Origin of the sequence: Pseudomonas schmalbachii (assembly GCF_017589465.1) — a bacterium.
Lineage (GTDB): Bacteria > Pseudomonadota > Gammaproteobacteria > Pseudomonadales > Pseudomonadaceae > Pseudomonas > Pseudomonas schmalbachii.
On sequence record NZ_JAELYA010000001.1, the window covers coordinates 549561 to 566447 of the forward strand.

Annotated in this window: 11 protein-coding genes; 5 read left to right on the forward strand and 6 right to left on the reverse strand. The window is 65.6% G+C overall.

Annotated features, from left to right (window positions below; all coding sequences use genetic code 11):
* Positions 1 to 190 precede the first annotated feature (190 nt).
* Complete coding sequence (qhpR, locus tag JFY56_RS02280) at positions 191 to 1198, forward strand: AraC-like transcriptional regulator QhpR (protein ID WP_208311855.1); 1008 nt, start codon at positions 191 to 193, stop codon at positions 1196 to 1198.
* Between the two features lie 102 nt (positions 1199 to 1300).
* Here qhpR and JFY56_RS02285 read toward each other — a convergent pair whose 3' ends face one another.
* The 6 genes from JFY56_RS02285 to JFY56_RS02310 all read right to left on the reverse strand — a co-directional run bounded on the left by JFY56_RS02285 (position 1301) and on the right by JFY56_RS02310 (position 10380).
* A complete protein-coding gene (locus tag JFY56_RS02285) occupies positions 1301 to 2761 on the reverse strand; it encodes a flavin monoamine oxidase family protein (RefSeq protein WP_208311856.1) in 1461 nt (486 codons plus the stop codon).
* Between the two features lie 164 nt (positions 2762 to 2925).
* The gene (locus tag JFY56_RS02290) at positions 2926 to 3363 is read right to left on the reverse strand and encodes an acyl-CoA thioesterase (protein ID WP_208311857.1); all 438 of its coding nucleotides are present in this window, start codon (positions 3361 to 3363) and stop codon (positions 2926 to 2928) included.
* Positions 3360 to 4511 (reverse strand): iron-containing alcohol dehydrogenase, encoded by a 1152-nt coding sequence (locus JFY56_RS02295; protein WP_208311858.1) that lies wholly within the window; start codon positions 4509 to 4511, stop codon positions 3360 to 3362. The genes JFY56_RS02290 and JFY56_RS02295 overlap by 4 nt, the downstream gene beginning before the upstream one ends.
* Before the next feature lie 163 nt (positions 4512 to 4674).
* Entirely contained in the window at positions 4675 to 5109 is a 435-nt protein-coding gene (locus tag JFY56_RS02300; RefSeq protein WP_208311859.1) for an outer membrane protein assembly factor BamE, read from the reverse strand.
* Positions 5110 to 5181: 72 nt separating this feature from the next.
* Positions 5182 to 7920, reverse strand: a complete 2739-nt coding sequence (locus JFY56_RS24600) for a YadA-like family protein (RefSeq protein ID WP_208311860.1) — start codon at positions 7918 to 7920, stop codon at positions 5182 to 5184.
* 675 nt (positions 7921 to 8595) lie between these two features.
* A complete protein-coding gene (locus JFY56_RS02310; protein ID WP_208311861.1) occupies positions 8596 to 10380 on the reverse strand; it encodes an ATP-binding protein in 1785 nt (594 codons plus the stop codon).
* 238 nt (positions 10381 to 10618) lie between these two features.
* Here JFY56_RS02310 and JFY56_RS02315 point away from each other — a divergent pair, with 238 nt between their 5' ends.
* The 4 genes from JFY56_RS02315 (at position 10619) to JFY56_RS02330 (ending at position 16719) form a co-directional block, all read left to right on the forward strand.
* On the forward strand, positions 10619 to 12421 hold the full coding sequence (locus JFY56_RS02315) for an acyl-CoA dehydrogenase (protein ID WP_208311862.1): 1803 nt from the start codon (positions 10619 to 10621) through the stop codon (positions 12419 to 12421).
* A gap of 117 nt (positions 12422 to 12538) precedes the next feature.
* Positions 12539 to 14653 carry a 3-hydroxyacyl-CoA dehydrogenase NAD-binding domain-containing protein gene (locus tag JFY56_RS02320; protein WP_208311863.1) on the forward strand — a complete coding sequence of 705 codons (2115 nt, stop codon included), beginning with the start codon at positions 12539 to 12541 and terminating at the stop codon, positions 14651 to 14653.
* A gap of 108 nt (positions 14654 to 14761) precedes the next feature.
* Positions 14762 to 15946, forward strand: coding sequence for an acetyl-CoA C-acyltransferase (locus tag JFY56_RS02325; protein ID WP_208311864.1), 1185 nt, complete (start codon positions 14762 to 14764; stop codon positions 15944 to 15946).
* Positions 15946 to 16719 (forward strand): SDR family NAD(P)-dependent oxidoreductase, encoded by a 774-nt coding sequence (locus tag JFY56_RS02330; protein WP_208311865.1) that lies wholly within the window; start codon positions 15946 to 15948, stop codon positions 16717 to 16719. The genes JFY56_RS02325 and JFY56_RS02330 overlap by 1 nt, the downstream gene beginning before the upstream one ends.
* The last annotated feature ends 168 nt before the right edge of the window (positions 16720 to 16887 follow it).

Consider the following 16887-nt stretch of genomic DNA (forward strand, 5'->3'; position numbering starts at 1 on the left):
GCCATTCGGCGCCGTTTCCACCCCAAACAAGGGGATGCGGCCCGACTCCGCTTGTGGGAAATTTTAAGCCTTTGTTACGGTTTGCCATGACCGGCGGCCAAGGCACTCGATCGCGCCCGTTGCGTACGCTGGCGAGAGTCGAGCAGACCTCGATGCACGGCACCAGGCGGCTCAGAGGAGCTCTTCGAACATGTCCCGCCTTAAACACACCGTCTACGCCGAAGCGCTATTGCAGTGGTACAGCGCCATTTTCCGGCCCTATCTCGCCGAAGTCGGGCTGGACGAGGAAGTCCTCGAACGTCCGGATGCGAAGATTCCGCTGAACCAGTACTACGCACTGCTGGAAATCGCCGCCGAGCATACCGACCCATGCCTGGGCCTTCGCCTCGGCGTGGGCCTGCTGGGTGCGCACCGCAGCAGCCCCATGGGCGGCGTCGGCCATGCGGTGCGCAGCGCACCCGACGTGCGGACGATGCTGGACTGCGCCAATCGCTACATCGTCGTGCATTCCCACGCCTGCGAAATGGCCTGGAGCCTCAAGGGCGGACGCCTGGAAGTCCTCTATCGAATGACCGACCCCAGCGTCATCCAGCGGCGCCAGGATGCGGAGTTGACCATCGGCCTGCTGTTTGCCCGCCTGCAGGAGGCGACCCGCAACCGCTTCACGCCACTGCGTGTGGATTTCGCCCATGCGCGGCCAGCCGACATCCGCCTGCATCAGGAAATATTCCAATGCCCGCTACGCTTCGATCAGCCGGTCAACATGCTGGTCTGGCCTGGGGAAATGCTCGACGAGCCCCTGGCGACGGCCGATCCGCGCCTGTACCAGGCCCTTCTGCCGGGACTGGAAGAACAGCGCCGCCGACGCCTTGCCGACACCGACCTGACGACCCGCATCGGCCTGGTGATCGAGGCGAACCTAAGCACTGGAAGGATCAGCATCGACGACGTGGCCAGCGAGCTGTGCATGAGCCGGCGAACCCTGCAGCGACGGCTGCAGGAGCTGCAACTGGAGTTCGTCGAACTGGTGGAGGAAATCCGCCAGGCAATGGCCATCGACCTGGTCAGCCAGACCTCCTTCAGCCTCACGGAGATCGCCCTGAAGCTGGGCTACAACGAAGCCAGTTCGTTCACCCGCGCCTTCCGCCGCTGGACCGGCGTCACGCCGCTCAAGTTTCGCCAGCAGAAGCAGAAGTAGGGAACCGCCGGGACGGATCAATCAAAACGTAGGGTGGATGGCGCTCGTCCATCCACCATTTCCTGGCACCCATCCTACGGACGATGCTCCGCCCTACCCGCCTCAGCCCAGCAGTTCCCTGGTCCGCAAGGCCGCCTTGCTGCCGGCGCCGATGGCTCCGTCGATGAAGCCGCGCCAGCCTTCGCCGTGGTCGCCCTGGCCGAAGATCACACGGCCGCGATCCTTCTGGAAGTGGTCGTAGTACTTGCCCAGCCAGTTCGGCTTATAGCTGCAATAGGTGCCGCGCGCGTACGGATCGAGAGTCCACTCGTAGCCGTAGCACTCCTCGACCTCCAGATCCGGATAGAAGGAGCTCACCACCGCCTGAACGGCGTCGCGGTCCTGGATGTCGAGCTTCTCGGGATCGGCGCCGAAACCAACGAAGATGGTGTGATCCTCCGCCTTGGCATAGGTCGCCAGCAAGTTGAGCGGATGCTCGGAACCGGCCACCCCGAGGCGCTTGCCATCTTCCGGCAGCTTGCCCCTGGTGCGGATGAAGACCTTGATCCCGCTGCCGGAGTGCTTCTCCTTCGCCGCCTCGACCAGCGCCGGGTCCAGCGCCGGGCTGAAGGCGATGCGCGGCAGCACGTTCATCGGCACCGCCACGATGACAGCGGCCGCGCGAATGGTTTCGCCCTTCTCGGTGGTGATCAGGACACGCTTGCCCTGCTCTTCGACCTTGGCCACTGGCGTGGACAGGCGAACCTCCGGCTGGCCCTCGTCGATCATCGCGTTGATCAGGCTAATGGTGCCGTCCTTGAAGCTGTAGCGGCCAATGGCGTCCACGAACGAGGTCATGTTCCAGCCCGGCAGCGACCACCACCGTGCAACGTCGGCATAGGAGGCGCGATCGCTGGTGGTATGCGCGATGCCAGCGACGTAGGCATCGATGAAGGAGCGCTGCAGGGGGGTGAGTTTCAGTTGGGCGAGGCGATCGGCACCGCTCATGCCGTCGACCGCGAGCAGCTCGTTCCAGGTGTGCCTGGCGTCGTAGGGACGCTCCCAGAGCTTGGGCGCGTTGGCGAAATACTCCTTGACCGCCTTCGAGATGCCGATCATGTCCTCAAGCTTGGGCTCGACCGATTTACCCTCATGGATGACGCGGATGGTCTGCTTCTCTTCGACGAACGGCTCGGGGGTTTCTTTGAGCTTCAGCCCGTAGCGCTGCACTTCGGCCCAGACGAACGGCTGGGTCCAGTGGATCCAGGTCCCGCCCAGCTCGATCTTGTGGCCCGCGAACTCGCTGCTGAAGGTACGCCCGCCGAGGCGGTTGCGCGCTTCCAGGATCACTGTCTTGTAGCCATTCTTCATGCTGTCGCGCGCCGCGGTCACGCCGGCGAAGCCACCGCCGATGACCACCACGTCGTAGTCGCAATCGGGATTTTTCGGCTTGCCCTTCCCGCCCACTGCAGCCGCGCCAACCTGGGCGGCTCCAACTGCCGCCACCGCTCCGGCAGCACCTACCACCCCAGCATTGCGGAGAAACTTGCGGCGGCTTACGCCATCACCGTTTTTGTCAGCCATATCCACACCTTTCATCGTTGTCGTAACGCCTTTCGGCAGTTACCGAAACATGCCAGAGCGTGGATCAGCGCAATTGCCAGGCGACGCCAATGATTTGCCATTGGGTGCCAGCCCTGCGCTGCGCCGGAACCGACGCGCCGCTGGATCGGCGGCGCGTCCGTCCTTCAAACGGCCAGGCCGGCCAGTTCGTCGCGGACGTGGGCCGGAATGCTCGCCGAGAGCCGGCTATCGCGGTCGACATAGACGTAGACGACTTCGCCGATGGCGGAAGCTTCATCCTCGTCGTTGCGGAACACCCCGAGTTCGTAGCGGGCGCTGCTGTTGCCCAGGTGCGAGATGCGCAGGCCGACGTGGACCCGGTCCGGGAAGGTGATGGGCGCGAAGAAATTGCAGTTGGATGCCACGATCAGCCCGATGACCGGGCTGTTGCCGATATCCAGGGTGCCGCTTTCGACCAGGAACTCGGTGATCGCCGTATCGAAGAACGAGTAGTAGACGACGTTCTGCACATGGCCATAGGAGTCGTGGTCGCCCCAACGCGTGGTGACTTCGTAGGAACGCACGAAGTCCTTGCGGCGCGGGCGGTCGTTGCGAGCGCTCATAGCACCTCCCGGTACAGGGCACGGGCATCGTCCAGATGCACTTCACGGGGGTTGTTGCCGAGCAGACGGCTCTGGTTCATCGCGTCCTGCGCCAGCGCTTCGAGGTCGTCCTCGCCGATACCCACGTCGCGCAGGCGGGTCGGCAGGCGCAAACGGGTCGGCAGTTCGGCGAAATGATCGGCCAGCGCCAGCGCCTTGCTCCGCGCGTCGCCTTCGAGGCCAGGCAGGACGATGTCCGCCAGTTCTGCATAGAGCGGCGCCGCCGCGTCCAGGTTGAAGCGCAGTACCGCCGACAGCATCAGCGAGTTGGACAGGCCATGGGGCACGTGGAAGCGCGCACCCAGCGGATAGGCCAGCGCGTGCACCGCCGCCACCGGCGAATTGGCGAAGGCCATGCCGGCGAGGCAGGCGCCGAGCAGCATGTCTTCCCGGGCCTGGATATCCGCGCCGTTGGCGCAGGCGCGCTCGATGCTGGCGGACAGCAGGCGCAGCGCCTCGCGGCCCAGGGAATCGGAAATCGGGTTCTTGCGCTGGCGGCTGGTGTAGGACTCGATGGCGTGGACCATGGCGTCGATGCCGGTGGCCGCGGTGACATGCGGCGGCAGGCCGACGGTCAGGTCGGCGTCGAGCACGGCGAGGTCAGGCAGCAGCATGGGCGAGATGACGACGTTCTTCTCGCCTGCGGCAGTGGTCACCACGGATACGGCGGTCACTTCCGAGCCGGTTCCGGCGGTCGTCGGCACCAGCACCAGCGGCAGGCGCGGGCCGCGGGCGCGTTCGATGCCGAACACATCCGCCAGCGACTCGCCACTGCGCGCCAGCAGGGCCGCGAGCTTGGCCGCATCGAGCGAACTGCCGCCGCCGAAGCCGATCACGCAATCCGCCTTGCAGTCCTTCGCAGCATCCACTGCGGCCAGGATGACGTGCTCCGGCGGGTCTGCCTGTACGTCGGCGAACAGGCGCAGCGCCACGCCCGCCTGGGTGAAGCCGTCGAGCACGGGCTGCAGCAGCCCGGCGCCGACTACCCCGGGGTCGGTGACCAGCAGCACCGAGCGGCAGCCCATGCTGCTCACGCGCTCTGCCAGGCGCGTAGCGGCGCCGCGCTCGATGAGGATGGATGGTGTGGTATTGAATGTCAGCGTACGCATCGTGACTCCGCCCATGATCTTGGCCAGTTGAGAGGAGCACGTAGCGCCAGGACGGCGCAGACGCCCACTCCCCGTTCCGGCGGCCAGCATAGGCAGCCGGAACGCTGCACAAATCCCCTCAGGAAGGGGGGGATTCCGCCCAGGCTGCCCACGGCGGGCAACTTCACTTCCTGGTCCCGGACGCCTCGGCGACAGCAGGCTGCATGCAGCTCGCCGGCTTGAAGTGGAACGAGCGGGCGATCATCTGGTCATCGAAGAGAATCTTGTACTGGCAGACCTTGTCCGGCTGCCCGTCCGGCTGGCGGAACTTCAGGACGTAGTCCCATTCCCGGACGTTGAACAGACCTTCCGAGTAATGCGGCGGACCGATCAGTTCGAACAGCTGCTTCTTGTCCATGCCTGCGCGAATCCTGCCCAGGTTTTCCAGGTTCACGTAGATGCCGTCGGAGCGGCTGGCCTCCGCTACGGTCCTGAATACCGGGTTGTCGGTCCTGCCCTCGCCGTCCACCTTGCTGACGGTGGTGCCACAGGCGGCGAGCATGGCCAGGGTGCAGCCGGCGAGAAGGCTGCGGCTGAAGGAGTTGTTGAGCTTGAACATGATTGCCTCGAATGTTGCGAATCTGGCTGGAAGGGCCCGGCGTGCGCCGGGCCTTGTCTCAAGGGAGATGGCTTACCACTGGTAGCCGACGCCGACCGACACACCCGCGTCGCCCTGGGTCGTGGTGCTGCCCTGCAGCTTGGTCACCCACTTGCCGTTGTCGGAGATGCGCGATACGCCGACCGCCAGTGCGCCCTGGCCGCGATAGGTGCTCGTGGCCACCGACGCCATGCTGGCGCCCGCTTCATAGGGTTGCGGCAGGGTGGCCATAGCCATGGCTCCGGCGATACCGGCGCTGAGGGTGTCGTCCTGTTCGGCCAGGTCGTCCTTCAGCTCGTTGTAACGCTTGTCGGTGTAGTCGTTGGCGATGTTGGCGACGTCGCCCATGCTCCTGTTCAGCTGCGCCACGTTCACCGCATCGGTATCCGCCGTGCCGGCGGCCACGTGGGTGATCTGCCGCTCGGCGCCGGCGCTGCCCACCGAGACGCTGTTGGCGCGATCCGCCAGCGAGTTGTTGCCCAGGGCGACCGAGTTCTCCGCCGTTGCCCTGGCGCTGGTGCCCATCGCCACGCTGTTGTCGCCGGAAGCCACCGCACCGGCGCCGCCGGCCACGGAGTCGCGTCCAGTGGGCTTCGGCTTGGGCAGTTTGCTGGTGTCGTTCACCTGGAACATGCCGTCCGTACCGTTGCGGACGTTGCTGACTTCGCCTTCGACCCTGGTCACGCGGTTGTCGACGTGGGTCACACGGTCGTCGACATTGGCGACCCGCTTGTCCATGTTGACGACGCTGGTGTTCACCTGGCTGATCGAGTCGTCGGTGTACTTCTTCGACTCGGCGACAGCGCCATCCAGTTGCCGCAGGTTCACCGCATCGGTCGCCTCCTTGCCATCGGCGACATTGCTGATGGTGCGGGTTTCGCCGGTAGCGGCGTTGCCCACCGAGACAGTGCCGACGCTGGCGTTGGCCGCGTTGGAGTACTTGCCGGTGTAGTTCTCCGCGCCACGGCCGTTGTCGCTGGCGCCCTGCCCCAGGGCCAGGCTGCCATCGGCAGAGGCACTGGCACCCTCACCCATGGCGATGGAACCCTTGCCGCTGGCCTGGGCGTTCGGCCCGACGGCGACGGAGTCGACTCCGCTGGCGACCGAGTCGGCCTTGGTGGAGTTGGCGTGGAAGTATTTGATGCCCGCGCCGTTGCTGATGTTGGTGATGCTGCCCTCGATGGTGGTGACGCGACCATCGAGGTTGGTGATGTTGGTGGTATTGGCGTCCACCTGCTGGTTGGTCGCATACAGCTGCGAACCATTGATCGCATCGGTGGAACTGGCGCTAATCGCACCGGCTGCCACATTGGTCAGCACCTGCGCGGATCCCGGAGCGTAGACACCGCCACCGGACGCAATCAACGACAGCATGTCCGTGCCAGTGCGCTGCACCGGACCGATCGTACCGTTGTCGATATTGTTGGTGATATTGGCGATGTTCTGGTTGGTCGCATTCAACTGCGAACCATTGATCGCGTCAGTGGAGCTGGCGCTGACATCGCCAGCGGCGACGTTGACGATCTTCTGGCTACCCGCGTCGATTCCACTGATGGTCACGCTCGGGCCGCCAGAGATGGTCAGACCGTTGGTATCGATCATGGTATTGCCGGCGATCACCGAGTTGAACTCCGGGTTCTCCGCCATCAGCAGCTGCAGGTTGCCGCTGGCGTCCACCTCGGTCCTCAGGTTGGCGCCCGAATAGGTGCCATCGGTAGCTCCACCGCCCACGACGCTGACGGTTTCACCCAGCTTCTTGTCCACCGCGCCGCTGTTGCCAGCGAAGGTGATCGGCGTATTGGCCAGGTCGTTCAGTTGCGAAACGTTGACTGCATCGCTGTCGGCCACACCATTCGCCACGTTGGTGATGGTGGTGCCGCCGGTATGGGTGCTGCTGTCGTAGCTGTCGCCACCCAGGGTGATGTGATTGTGGGTGCCGTCGTCGTACATCACCGCGTCCGCGGTGGCGCTGCCGACCACGCCCTTGAGCTGGGCCACGTTAACGGCATCGCTGTCGGCGCTACCGGCGGCCAGCCCGGTGATCTGGCGGAATTTGGCGTTGCTGGCATCGCCTATGGAAAGCGCGGCGAGAGTGCTCTGGGTTGCGTTTATTGGCGCTGCCTGCTCCGCGCTTGCACCCACCGGCACATAACCGGCGATGCCAGCTGCGATATTGGCCACCGAACCCGAGCCCAGGGCGATGGCGTCGTCCTGACTGGAGATGGCGCCATTGCCGATGGCAATCGAGGATTTGCCGGTGGCGAAGGTTTTTTCGTCACCGATAGCCATGGACAGCGACTTGGTGAGCTGATTGTTCAGGACGATGCGGCCGCCGTTGACGTAGAGTTCGTTGCCGAGGGTCAGGGAGTTGGTGCCGTCCGCCTGGGTGCCGGTGCCGTAGAAAAGTACGCGACCGGTCTGGCTGGCCTTGTCGTCCGACTTGCAATTGGTGTTTTTGCCGTCGTACTTCCAGCCCATGTCTCCGGACTTGCCGGTGTCATGCACGAACTGGCAGCCCGCATCCTTGCCGTCGTTGAGATAGATGCCCGGATTGCCATCGATGCCTTGCTCGTAGGTCGAGCCGGCGGCGCCCATGGCGTCATCCAGGCAAGCCCCGGTCAGGGCCCCGAAGCCCAGCGCCATCATGGCACCGCGTGCACCGGCAGACGAATGAGTGCCACCGCTGGACTTGCCCTTGCGATGGGCGAATTCCGATGCCACACACCAGCAGCGTTGCACGGTGGACCATACCAGCCGATAGATTTTGTTCATGAGTGCCTCCTTTCCGATGGGCACGGGGCCCCCGGTTTCAGCGAGTTGAAGGGAAGAAATGCGAGTGGAGCTGTCTGGTTGGGGTCAGTAGTGACCGACCCATGGCCGTATTGGGCTCAGAGCCGGACAGTCCGAAACCGGGAGGCTCTGCGGATGGGCACAGACCTTGCCGTCATGTCGGCGAGCTGCACTGTCGGAATGGAGGCGCTGGTGGGTAGCGCGGGGAAGTCCGTTTCCAGGTACAAGCTCGCCGCCTTGCGAGCCGGCTTGGGTCCTGGAGGAGATGTTCATGCTGGTAACGCTGGGTAAGTGGGAATGGCGTGAGAATACGCAGGCCACCCGGAGGGAAATACCAGGAGGGATTTAGCGCGTTGTAGGGGATCGCCTACAGGCGAACTCCGCGTCGCCCAAAGCCCCAACGCCAGGATGTGACCGTAGGAGCGAGCTCTGCTCGCGAACCTCGGCCCCGCAAAAGCTTCGCGAGCAGAGCTCGCTCCTACGGGCTGCATTGCCCACCGCAGGTTGGCGCTGAGCAACGCGAAGCCCAACATCGCCATCGTTGGGCTTCACTACGTTCAGCACCAACCTACGCGAGCTATGACCCAGCCACGTAGCCAGGATGCTACGTAGCGTCACCCGTAGGATGGGTCGAGCAAAGCGATACCCATCTAACCCCTACCGCACCGCCGGCAGCATCAGCCTGACCGTCATGCAGGTCCCCTCCCCCGGGCTGCTTTCCAGCTCCATCGAGCCGCCCAGCAAGTCGACGAGGCGCTTGCAGATCGCCAGGCCGGTTCCGCTGCCGCCGCGCCGGATTCTCTGGCTGTCGGTGCCTTGCCTGAACAGCTCGAAGACCTGCTTCTGCTCGGCAAGCGGAATGCCGATTCCGCTATCCCTCACCGACAGGACGACCTCGGTAAGCCCCTTCCCCCGGCCACCGGCCTTCAGCTCCACCAGGACCTTGCCCACGTCGGTGAATTTCAGCGCGTTGGCCAGCAGGCTCTCGGCTATGCGGCGGAACGCGTCCCTGTCGACCCAGACATCCGGATGCCGGGCTCCCAGAGTGTTCAGCTCCAGTTGCAGTCCCTTTCCCTCGGCAATGGCTGCGTAATCCGCCACTTTTTCACGGAGCAGCGTTTCGATGTTCAGGGACTCGGGGTTCAGCGGGTGGCTACCTGCTTCCAGTCGCAGGAAGCTGCGGAAGTCATCGAGGGTTTTCTGCAGGCTTTTTGCGGCGGCATCGGCAACCGCGAGCACCTCGTCCTGTTTCTGCCGGTCCGCCTGATTGCGGGCGAGTTCGAGCATGGCCGCGATGCTGTTCAGCGGTCCGCTCATTTCCGCGGTAACGGACGAGAGAAAGGCCAGCTTCTCCCGGCTGGCCTCTTCGAGACTCCTGTTCAGCTTCTGCAGGTCGAGCAGCGCCATGTCCTGATCGGTGATATCCAGGTTCCCGCAAATCAGTCCTACCACCTCGCCACTGCTGTCGCGGTACGGCTGCCCCCAGTGACGCAGGAGTCTTCGACTGCCCTTGATGTTGAACACGACATCTTCGCAATAGGGTTCGCCACGCTTGATCGCGGCGACCATGCCGTCATGGAAGAATCGGGTGTTTTCCCCGTCGAATACATCGGTCTCATGGATCTTTCGGCCGATGACGTCCTCCAGCCGGACATCGAACTCTTCCAGGTACTGCCTGTTGCACATCACCATCCGCCCTTCCGTATCGCGGACGGCCACCGTGCCGGGCATGGCGTCGATCACGTTGTGCAACAGTTCCAGCTCGTGCTGCTGGACCTCATCGAGCATCGGCGAAGCGTGGGACTCCTCCGTACCGCCAACCGGCTTCACCAGTCCGTTGCGCCGGGCGATATCGATGAGTTCCAGGGGAGAGTGCGCATGCAGCTTGTGCATCATGCGGCTCTTGTAGGTGGCCACGGTCTTCTCGCTGAGCAGGAGCTGGGCACCGATGGCCGTGTTGCCCATGCCCTGGGCCAGCATCTGCAGGACGGTCAGCTCGCGCCCGGAAAGCTCCTTCAGCGCGCCCGCCTCGCCTTCGATCCCTGAAACCGGGTGGGTGATATCGCGCGGGAAGTAGGTGTTCCCGTTCAGCAGCGCCCTGACAGCCAGGCTCAACTGCCTGAGGTCATCCTGCTTGCTGACGAAGCCCGCCGCCCCGGCCTCCAGGCAACGCGCAGCGAAGTACTCCGGGCTCTGTGCAGTGAGAACCAGGACTTTCACGTCGGGGGCCTGCTTGGAAAGGCGCTGGATGATGTCCAGCCCACCCAGCCCCGGAACGGACAGCTCAACGATCATCAGGTCCGGACGCCGCTGGCGCGCCAACGCCAGCGCCTCGGTGCCATTGCCGACCTCCGCCACCACGGCATGGCCTTCCGCGTCCATCAGCAGGCGCAGCGCATGCCGGGTGACGGGCTGCTCGTCGACGATCATCACGGTGCTCATCTTCGGCGTCCTGTTATGCCGTCACGCATACGCCATAGCCTAGAACACAGGCGCTCGCGAGGCGGGACGGCCGCCCACGCATCGCCCCGCCAGATTGAATCCACCCGTTTCTCCACCCGTCTCCACCAGCAATTCCACCCCCGGTTGGACGCGGTGTCCCGCCTGCGCCTGATAAAAATCCGGCATCTCGGCGACTTCGCCGCCGACTGCCCGAGAATCGGCCCGGACGGGAACCCTCATGACTGACCTGCTGCTCAACGAACGCGAGCTGGAATTCCAGCTCTACGAAATGCTCGACACCGAGGCGCTGCTGCAGCGCCCGCGCTACGCCGAGCATGACCGCGGCGTATTCGACGAAACCCTGCGCACCGCGCGTACCGTCGCCGCCGAATACTTCGCGCCGCACAACCACAAGGGCGACGCCGAGGAACCGACCTTCGACGGCCAGCGCGTGCACCTGATCCCGGAAACCAAGGCTGCCTGGGACGCCTTCGCCGACGCCGGTTTCCTCGCCGCGCACCACGATGCGGAAGATGGCGGCCTGCAACTGCCAGAAGTGGTCCTGCGCGCCTGCACCGCCTATTTCTACGCGGCGAACATCTCCACCGTGGCCTATTCGTTCCTCACCATCGGCGCCGCCAACCTGGTGAAGAGCTTCGCCGCGCCGGAACTGCGCGAGCGCTTCCTGCCGTCGATGCTGGACGGCCGCTTCAGCGGCACCATGGCGCTCACCGAACCGGGCCAGGGCTCGGCGCTGGGCGATATCCGCACCACCGCGCGTCCGGCGGGCGACGGCACCTACCGGGTGTTCGGCCAGAAGATGTTCATCTCCGGCGGCGACCACGAGCTGACCGACAACATCGTGCACATGGTCCTGGCCCGCATCGAAGGCGCGCCGGCCGGGGTCAAGGGCATCTCGCTGTTCCTCGTGCCGAAGCGCCTGGTCAACGCGGACGGCAGCCTGGGCGAGCGCAACGACGTGGCGCTGGCCGGCCTGCTGCACAAGCTGGGCTACCGCAACACCACCTCCACCGTGCTCAGCTTCGGCGAAAAAGACGGCGCGGTGGGTTATCTGGTCGGCGAGGCGCACAAGGGCCTCTCCTACATGTTCCAGATGATGAACGAGGCGCGCATCGGCGTGGCCCTCGGCGCGTCGTGCCTGGCCTACCAGAGCTTCATCCATGCGCTCGACTACGCCCGCGAGCGCCCGCAGGGCCGCCTGCTGAGCAACAAGGACCCGCTCAGCCCGCAGGTGCGCATCGTCCAGCACCCGGACGTGCGGCGCATGCTGCTGCAGCAGAAGGCCTACGCCGAAGGCAGCCTGTCGCTGTGCCTGTACGCCAGCAGCCTGGTGGAAGACGCCCACAGCGCGCCCAGCGAGACCGAACGCAGCAACGCCGCCGAACTGGTCGAGCTGCTGATCCCGATGGTCAAGTCGTTCCCCTCGCGCTATGGCGTGATGGCTTCCGACATTGGCATCCAGGTGCTCGGTGGCGCCGGCTACACCCGCGAATATCCGCTGGAGCAGTACTACCGCGACAACCGCCTGAACCCGATCCACGAGGGCACCGAAGGCATCCACGGGATCGACCTGCTCGGCCGCAAGATCGGCCAGAACGGCGGCGCCGGTTATCGCCTGTTCCTCGCCAAGGTCCACGCCACACTGGTCGAGGTTAGCGCCGACGCCACCTGCGCGCCGCTGGCCGCGCGCCTCGGCGATGCCCTCGGCATCCTCGAACAGGTCACCGCCGAACTGCAGGACCAGGTACGCGCCGACGCCGCCCTTGGCCATGCCAACGCCACGCTGTACCTCGATGTGTTCGGCCGCGTGCTGGTCGGCTGGCTGTGGCTGCGCATGGCGCGCATCGCCAGCGGAGCGCTGGAGGCCGGAGCCGAAGGCAGCGAGGCCGATTTCTACCGCGGCAAGCTGCAGGCGGCGCGCTACTTCATGGACTGGGAACTGGCCACCCTCGAAGGCCAGGCCCGCGTGCTCCGCGAGGGCAACAGCGTGTGCTTCGACATGCGGGACGAGTGGTTCTGACCCGCTTCACGCCGACCCTACAAAAGAATCCGTAGGGCGGGTGAAACCCGCCACCGACACATACGAATTGGCGGGTTGCACCCGCCCTACACATCGATAACCCGCCAAGGGATCAACATGAACTCACTGATCAACTACCGCGTCGAAGGCAATCTCGCCCTGATCGGCCTGGCCCGTCCGCCGGTCAATGCCCTCGGCCAGCCGCTGCGCGCAGCCCTCCTCGACGCCTATGAACGCGCTTCCGCCAATGCCGACGTGCAAGCCATCGTCATTCACGGCGACAGCGGCCTGTTCACCGCCGGCGCCGACATCAGCGAGTTCGGCAGCGAAGCCTCCTTCGCCGCGCCGGACCTGCCGAGCATCCTCGTGCGCCTGACCCAGTCGAGCAAACCGCTGATCGCCGCCATCGGCAGTATCGCCCTCGGCGGCGGTCTGGAGCTGGCGCTGGCCTGCGGCTATCGCATCGGCGAGGCCAAGGCGCGTCTCGGCCTGCCGGAAATCAACCTCGGCCTGCTGCCGGGTGCCGGCGGCACCCAGCGCCTGCCGCGTCTGATCGGCGCAGAGCCGGCGCTGGACATGATGATCTCCGGCCAGCCGATCAATGCCTCCCGCGCGCTGCAACTCGGCCTGCTCGACCGCCTCGCAGACAGCGCCGAAACCCTGCTGGACTCCGCCCGCGCCTTCGCCGCCGAGCTGCTGGCGAGCAACGCCCCGGCCCGCCCGGCCGAGCGCTTCGCCCAGCCGGCCGCCGGCCTGCCTGCCGATTTCTTCGCCAGCTTCCGCGCCAGCAACGAGCCGCGCTGGAAGAGCCGTCTGGCCCCGCGCCTGGTACTGGCGGCGGTGGAAGCGTCCTGCCGTCTGCCGCTGGAACAGGGCCTGGCCCGCGAGGGCGAGCTGTTCAGGCAGGCCGAGGACTCGGCGCAATCCGCCGCGCTGCGCCATGTGTTCTTCGCCGAACGCGAGGCCGGGCGGATTCCGGGGATCGACGCCGACCTGCCGCTGCGCAGCATCGAGAAGGTCGCGGTGATCGGCGCCGGCACCATGGGCGGCGGCATCGCCATGAACTTCGCCAACGCCGGCATCCCGGTGACGCTGCTGGAGCAGAAAGCCGAGGCGCTGGACCGTGGTCTGGCGCAGATCCGCAAGAACTACGAGATCAGCGTCAAGCGCGGCAAGCTGACCGAAGCGCAGCTGGAGCAGCGCATGGAGCTGCTGCAGGGCACGCTGGGCTATGCCGACCTGGCCGACGCCGACCTGGTGATCGAGGCGGTGTTCGAGAAGATGGAGATCAAGCAGCAGGTGTTCCGCACCCTCGACGAGGTGTGCAAGCCGGGCGCGATCCTCGCCACCAACACTTCCTCGCTGGATGTCGACGCCATCGCCGCCGTCACCCGTCGTCCGCAGGATGTGATCGGCCTGCACTTCTTCAGCCCGGCCAACGTCATGCGCCTGCTGGAAGTGGTGCGCGGCAAGGCCACCGCACCGGACGTGCTGGCCACCACCATGAAGATCGGCAAGCGCATCGGCAAGATTCCGGTGGTGTCGGGCGTGTGCTTCGGCTTCATCGGCAACCGCATGCTCGAACCGTACAACCGCGAGGCGCATCGCCTGGTGCTGGAAGGCTCCACGCCGGCGCAGGTGGATGGCGTGCTGACCGCGCTCGACCTGAACATGGGCGTCCTGTCGATGACCGACCTTGCCGGCGTCGATGTGAACTTCCTGGTGCGCGACGGCAACCGTGCCGCCTTCGCCAACGATCCCAGCTACTACATCCTCGGCGACGAGCTGTACAAGCTGGGTCGCTACGGCCAGAAGACCGGCCGTGGCTTCTACCTCTACGAAGGCCGTGATCGCAAGGACGACCCGGAAGTGGTGGAGATCGCCGAACGCGTCGCCGCCGAGCTGGGCGTGGCCCGCCGCGCGGATATCACCAACCAGGAAATCCATGACCGCTGCCTGTTCATGCTGATCAACGAGGGTATCCAGCTGCTCGACGAAGGCATCGCCCTGCGCGCCAGCGACATCGACCTGGTGTGGATCAACGGCTATGGCTTCCCCGGCCATGTCGGCGGCCCGATGCACTACGCCGAGACCCTCGGCCTGGACACCGTGCTGGCCGGCATCCGGCGCTATCGCGACGAACTCGGCAGCCACGGCGAGATGTGGTTCCAGCCGGCGCCGCTGCTGGAACGCCTGGTCGCCGCCGGCAAGACCCGTATCGAGAAGATCTGAATTAACCCCCTCTTCCTCCGGGAGAGGGTTGTGGTGAGGGCGACCACGCATCCCCTCCCCCCAACCCGCTCCCGGTGAGGGGACCCAATCGCTCTACAGGACACCATCATGAAAGAAGCCGTCATCCTCTCCACCGCCCGCACACCGATCGCCAAGGCGTTCCGTGGCGCCTTCAACAACACCACCTCGCCGACCATGGCCTCCTTCGCCATCCGCGCCGCCGTCGAGCGCGCCGGCATCGAAGCCGCCGAGATCGAGGACCTGGTGATGGGCACCGGCATGCCCGCCGGCACCGCCGGCTGGAACCTCGGCCGCATGAGCGTGCTGGCTTCCGGCCTGCCGCTGTCGGTCAGCGGGCAGACCATGGATCGCCAGTGCGCCTCCGGCCTGATGGCCATCGCCACCGCGGCCAAGCAGATCATGGTCGATGGCATGCAGGTCACCATCGGCGCCGGCCAGGAGCACATCAGCCTGGTGCAGAACCGCCACACGCAGTGGATCGATGAATTCCACGACGCCCAGCTGCTGGCCAACGTCCCGCACGCCTATATGCCGATGCTGCAGACCGCCGAGCTGGTCGCCGCGCGCTACGGCATCAGCCGCGAAGCGCAGGACGCCTACAGCCTGCAATCGCAGCAGCGTACCGCCGCGGCGCAGGCCGCCGGGTTGTTCGCCAGCGAGATCGTGCCGGTCAGCGTGACCAAGTCGGTCACCGACAAGGCCACTGGCGCGGTCAGTTACGAGCAGGTGAGCCTGTCGCTCGACGAAGGCAACCGTCCGCAGACCAGCCTGGAAGACCTGACCAAACTGAAGCCAGTCATCGAAGGCGGCTGCATCACCGCCGGCAACGCCAGCCAGCTCTCCGACGGCGCCAGCGCCTGCGTGCTGATGGACGCCCGCCTGGCCGAGCAGCGCAACCTGGCGCCGCTGGGCGCCTATCGCGGCATCGCCGTTGCCGGCCTGGCGCCGGAAGAGATGGGCATCGGCCCGGTGCTGGCGGTGCCCAAGCTGCTCAAGCAGCACGGCCTGAGCGTCGACGACATCGGCCTGTGGGAACTCAACGAAGCCTTCGCCTGCCAGGTGCTGTACTGCGCCGAGAAGCTCGGCATCGACCCGGCCAGGCTCAACGTCAATGGCGGCGCCATCGCCATCGGCCACCCCTACGGCATGAGCGGCGCCCGCATGGTCGGCCACGCCCTGCTGGAAGGTAAACGTCGCGGCGTGAAGTACGTCGTGATCACCATGTGCGTCGGCGGCGGCATGGGTGCCGCCGGCCTGTTCGAGGTGTTCTGATGGAAAAGAATATTTTCTCCCTGTCCGGCAAGACCGTTCTGGTCACCGGCGCGTCCAGCGGCATTGGCGCGCATTACGCCAGGACTGTCGCCCAGTACGGCGCTCGTGTGGTCATTGGCGCGCGCCGGGTCGACCGCCTGGAGCAGTTGGCCAGCGAAATCCGTGATATGGGGCGTGAAGTGCTGGCCGTCGCGATGGACGTCACCAGCCGCGAAAGCGTAGAGGCGGCCTTCGATGCGGCGGAAGCCGCGTTCGGCGTGGTCGATGTGGTGGTGAACAACGCCGGCATCGGCCAGGAAAAGCGCCCGCTGGATATCACCGAGGAAGACTGGCGCGCCATGATGGCAACCAACCTCGACGGCGTCTGGCGCGTCGCCCAGGTCGCCGCGCAGCGCCTGGCCAAGGCCGGTCAGCCGGGCAACATCGTCAACATCGCCTCGATGCTCGGCCTGCGCGTCGGCGCCAACCTCAGCCACTACTGCGCGGCCAAGGCCGCGGTGGTCCAGCTGACCAGGTCGCTGGCGCTGGAACTGGCTCGCAACAAGATCCGCGTCAACGCCATCGCGCCTGGCTACTTCAAGACCGAGATCAATGACGAGTTCTTCGAGACCGAGGCGGGACAGGGCTACATCCGCAACCAGGTGCCGATGCGCCGCCTGGGCCAGCTGGAAGAACTGGACGGCGCCCTGCTGCTGCTCGCCAGCGACGCCGGTTCGTTCATGACCGGTTCGGTGCTGTCGGTGGACGGCGGACAGGCCAACAACCAGGTCTGATCGATCCTCCGCACATGACAAAGGGCGCCTCGGCGCCCTTTTTCTTTTGAAGGTGGAAAAGGCTTCGCCTCACCCCGTGGCAGACCCAGAACCCGCGTAGGTTGGCGCTGAACGCAGTGAAGCCCAACGGTGCCATGGCTCGGCAGATGTTGGGCTTCGCTGCGCTCA

Excerpts from the sequence above, each read along its gene's own strand:
- qhpR (WP_208311855.1), top strand. The coding sequence starts at position 191 with ATGTCCCGCCTTAAACACACCGTCTACGCCGAAGCGCTATTGCAGTGG.
- JFY56_RS02285 (WP_208311856.1), bottom strand. The coding sequence starts at position 2,761 with ATGGCTGACAAAAACGGTGATGGCGTAAGCCGCCGCAAGTTTCTCCGC.
- JFY56_RS02290 (WP_208311857.1), bottom strand. The coding sequence starts at position 3,363 with ATGAGCGCTCGCAACGACCGCCCGCGCCGCAAGGACTTCGTGCGTTCC.
- JFY56_RS02295 (WP_208311858.1), bottom strand. The coding sequence starts at position 4,511 with ATGCGTACGCTGACATTCAATACCACACCATCCATCCTCATCGAGCGC.
- JFY56_RS02300 (WP_208311859.1), bottom strand. The coding sequence starts at position 5,109 with ATGTTCAAGCTCAACAACTCCTTCAGCCGCAGCCTTCTCGCCGGCTGC.
- JFY56_RS24600 (WP_208311860.1), bottom strand. The coding sequence starts at position 7,920 with ATGAACAAAATCTATCGGCTGGTATGGTCCACCGTGCAACGCTGCTGG.
- JFY56_RS02310 (WP_208311861.1), bottom strand. The coding sequence starts at position 10,380 with ATGAGCACCGTGATGATCGTCGACGAGCAGCCCGTCACCCGGCATGCG.
- JFY56_RS02315 (WP_208311862.1), top strand. The coding sequence starts at position 10,619 with ATGACTGACCTGCTGCTCAACGAACGCGAGCTGGAATTCCAGCTCTAC.
- JFY56_RS02320 (WP_208311863.1), top strand. The coding sequence starts at position 12,539 with ATGAACTCACTGATCAACTACCGCGTCGAAGGCAATCTCGCCCTGATC.
- JFY56_RS02325 (WP_208311864.1), top strand. The coding sequence starts at position 14,762 with ATGAAAGAAGCCGTCATCCTCTCCACCGCCCGCACACCGATCGCCAAG.
- JFY56_RS02330 (WP_208311865.1), top strand. The coding sequence starts at position 15,946 with ATGGAAAAGAATATTTTCTCCCTGTCCGGCAAGACCGTTCTGGTCACC.